Below are 3,421 nucleotides of genomic sequence, written 5' to 3' on the forward strand. Positions count from 1 at the left end.
CTTCAAGCCGAATTCTGTCCGAAGCCGTGATGTCGATGCTGATACCAGTGCGCATCTCGCAATGTCGCATGCCGAAGCGATCCGGGGAATCCCAAAAAGGACTCTTCTGTTCCGATCAATCCACTAGGCGGCACAACATTGGTTCGGTACGCTTCGCCGGTCACCATCATCTTCCAGGCGATGCGCGCGATTTTGTTCGCCAACGCCACGGCGACGAGCTTCGGCGGCTTGCGCTTGAGGAGATCGAGGAGCCAGGGCGAGGAATTCCTGCCCGGTCCGTCGCGGACTCGTCGCAGGAGAGCGGTGGCGCCGGCCACCACTTCTCAAGGCTTCGTCGCCGGCGCGTGTAATCACGCCGAGCCGGACCTTGCCGGCTGTGGAGTGATCTTTCGGGGTCAGGGCCGATCCAGGCGGCAAAGTGCCGGCCTGATGGGCGTTGGCGTCTTCATCATCAGAAGCGATGCGCCGATCGGACCGACGCCGGGGATTTGCGCCAGACGGCGGCTGCATTCATCGGCCCGATGCCAGGCCATCAGCTTGGCGTCGACCTCTTCCAGCCGCGCTTGCAACTGCGCATACTCCGCGCCGTGGAGCGCGAACAGCTCCCGCGCCAGCTCCGGCAGCGTCTCATCGGCCGCGATGCGCTCGATCATGCATATTCCCTTAGCGGCAGTCAGCCCGAACTCGGCCGCATAACCGCGGATCGAACTGGCGAGTTGCGTGCGATTGCGGATCAGTCGCTCGCGCATACCGGCCAGCATCAGCGCAGTCTGGTGGGCGGCTGTCTTCACCGGTACGAAGCGCATCGTGGGCCGGCTCATCGCCTCGCACAGCGCTTCGGCATCAGCCGCATCGTTCTTGCCTCACTTGACGTATGGCTTGACGAACTGCGGCGGAATCAGTTTCACCTCGTGGCCGAACGACTGCAGTAGTCGCGCCCAATGGTGCGATCCGCCGCACGCCTCGATCGCAATCACCGTCGGCGGCGCTTTCTCGAAGAACGCTACCATCTCCTTGCGCCGAAGCTTCTTGCGCAGAACCGGGTCTTCAGCCGCGTTCACACCATGGAGCTGGAACACGTGCTTTGACGTATCCATGCCAATTCGAATAATCTGTTCCACGGACGGTCTCCTTTGCTTGAGATCTTCAACTACCTCATTCTGGCACATCGATGCCGTGCTGGGGGCCGTCCACACCAACACGACTACAAGCGCAATGGCACAACGACACTCTTCGCTGCCTCAACCTGCTGGACGGCACGGTCATCGCGCAGAACATGCAGCGCCCCGCCATCAGGAGTTCATCCGCTTCCTCAATCGCATCGAGCCCGAGGTGCCGGCGCCCAAGGCAATCCATATGATCCTCGACAATTAGCGGACGTCGAGCGGCTCGGCTACCGCTCGGGTTACTTTGCGAGCACCCTTATCAGCCAGGTAGGCAAGCTGAAGCTGCGGGTTTCGCGGGACCGTTTAGGGGCGCTTCTCCCCGGAATAGTTCGAGCGTTACTAGCGTTCGGGGCGCGCCCCTTGGCGCCCATTATTGCGGAAGGGTAAGTGCAAGGGTGTCGACCCGCAAGGTGAAGGCGATCACGGGAGAGCTGTGCGGCCACGCCTTCTCAGCTTCGTCGATTTCGGCCATCAGCAAGCGCCTGGACCAAAGACTGAAGGCCCTCCCAGCGCCAGCTTCAAGAGTAGTTTGCCCAATTCATCCCGACGCCCGCTACGAGAAGGTACGCAGGGCAGCACGGTCATGAGCCAGGCGGTGTGGATCGCGGTCGGCATCGACTGGGAGGCAAGGTGCCAGATCCTGGCCGTGGATAGGATGGCAAATCACGAGAGCCGCTCGGCTTGGATGACTTAGAGTCCTCTCTGATTGGGGTCGTTTTGGTCAAGATGCTCCTGCACTTTTTTCTGGACCGTTCCGTGGGTCACTCGCTTCTCTTCGCGGTCGGCGCTTGGGCCGCCGCATGATGGGGTCAGGAGAGCGAGGCGTCTCAATCTGTTTCACGACCTTGCCGCGCTTGGGCCGGCAGGTTCGGGACTCTCAACGAGATCGCCTCGCCCATCGTCCCCAGGGAACGATCCGGGCATCGCCCTTTCGGGCGAAGGCTTTGTTCGTGTTGCTTGCTCCTCGATCTGTCTCAGTTCACGCGGCCAGGTGAACAGGCTCCTTTCCAAAGCGGAACTCGGTCGCGTCGGCCCACATGCGATGCAGAATGACGGCCAGTTTGCGGGCGACCGCGACCCGGGCTCGTGCCATGCCGCGCCGCCTGGCGATGTTCATGCCCCATGCTCTGAGGCTCGACCACTTCTTCGATCGCACCAGCAGTGTGTGGGCCGCCTCATAAAGCGCGGTGCGTGCAAGTTCGTCGCCGCAGCGGCTGACCTTTCCCTGGATGTCGGTTTCGCCGGACTGGTAGCGTGCCGGCGTCAGTCCCAGATGCGCCCCCACCGCCTGCGACGAGCCGAACCGCTCAGGCCGGTCGATCGTGGCGCGGAAGGCGAGCGCGGTGATCGGCCCGACGCCCGGCGCGCTCTTCAGCCGCCGGCAGACTTCTTCATTGCGGACGATGTCGAGAACCTGCTTCGTCAGGCGGGCGAACTCTCTCAACATGACACCGAGGATTGCAAGCAGCGGCTCGACCATCGCCATCACCTCGGCGTCAGCGCCCGTCAACTCACGCACGCGGCCGGCAAACGCGCTGCGCGACGGCAGGCCCAGCTTGACGCCGGCCTCGCGCAGGATCGCCCGCACAACGTTCTCGATCGAACGCATCTCGTTCAGCACCGTGCGGCGGGCAACCAGCAGCGAACGCCACAGCCGGCACTGCCTGCTCTTGACATGCACCTGCCGATACCAGCCAGTGCGCATGATCTGCGCCAGCGCGCGGGCGTCATTGCGGTCGGTCTTGTTGGGCATCGTCTTCATCGCCGCGTTGGCCTGCCGCGTCTCGATGCAGGTCGCCGGCAAGCCTTCGGCGTGCAGTCCATCGTGAAGCCAGGCCGTCAGCGAGCACGCTTCCAGGCCGATCCGCTCAAGCGGCAAGCCGGTCCCCTTCAGCGCGTCACACAATGCCTGCGGATCGCTCAACGCTCTCGCCTCCTTCACGATCCGGCCAGTCTCGTCGACAATGCAAATAGAGGTCTCTTCCAAAGACACGTCCAGTCCGGCAAAGTACTTCATGGCTGCTCCTTCCAAATGTTTGTGGCGACTCACATCGACCACGTTTTCACATTTCGACAGGAGCAGCCGCCATCATCTGGCTCGGTCGAGACCCCAATCACCCCATCTGTATTGAAATTCAGGGATGAGCGTTTCTGCGGATGAGATTGCCGCCCATAGCGACAAGGATCATGGCGTGAGAGACGTCGATGCGCTTCTCGTAGTCGCGCACGAGGCGGCGCCATCTTGTCATCCAGCC

At 62.4% G+C, this 3,421-nt stretch carries 1 protein-coding gene and 4 pseudogenes; 2 read left to right on the plus strand and 3 right to left on the minus strand.

Annotated features, from left to right (window positions below; translation table 11 throughout):
- Positions 1 to 122: 122 nt before the first annotated feature.
- A pseudogene (locus D3227_RS39840) lies at positions 123 to 1,121 on the minus strand (IS110 family RNA-guided transposase); the annotation flags it as partial.
- 78 nt (positions 1,122 to 1,199) lie between these two features.
- Between D3227_RS39840 and D3227_RS39845 the strand changes: the two are divergent.
- Positions 1,200 to 1,371: pseudogene (locus D3227_RS39845) on the plus strand (IS630 family transposase); the annotation flags it as partial.
- A gap of 11 nt (positions 1,372 to 1,382) precedes the next feature.
- Positions 1,383 to 1,851: pseudogene (locus D3227_RS43610) on the plus strand (transposase); the annotation flags it as partial.
- A 294-nt stretch (positions 1,852 to 2,145) separates the two neighbouring features.
- Here D3227_RS43610 and D3227_RS39860 read toward each other — a convergent pair.
- Positions 2,146 to 3,183 carry an IS110 family RNA-guided transposase gene (locus tag D3227_RS39860; RefSeq protein ID WP_120019414.1) on the minus strand — a complete coding sequence of 346 codons (1,038 nt, stop codon included), beginning with the start codon at positions 3,181 to 3,183 and terminating at the stop codon, positions 2,146 to 2,148.
- 118 nt (positions 3,184 to 3,301) lie between these two features.
- Positions 3,302 to 3,421: pseudogene (locus D3227_RS39865) on the minus strand (IS5/IS1182 family transposase); the annotation flags it as partial.

The sequence above is a fragment of the Mesorhizobium waimense genome, assembly GCF_003601975.1.
In the GTDB taxonomy this organism is placed as follows: domain Bacteria; phylum Pseudomonadota; class Alphaproteobacteria; order Rhizobiales; family Rhizobiaceae; genus Mesorhizobium; species Mesorhizobium waimense.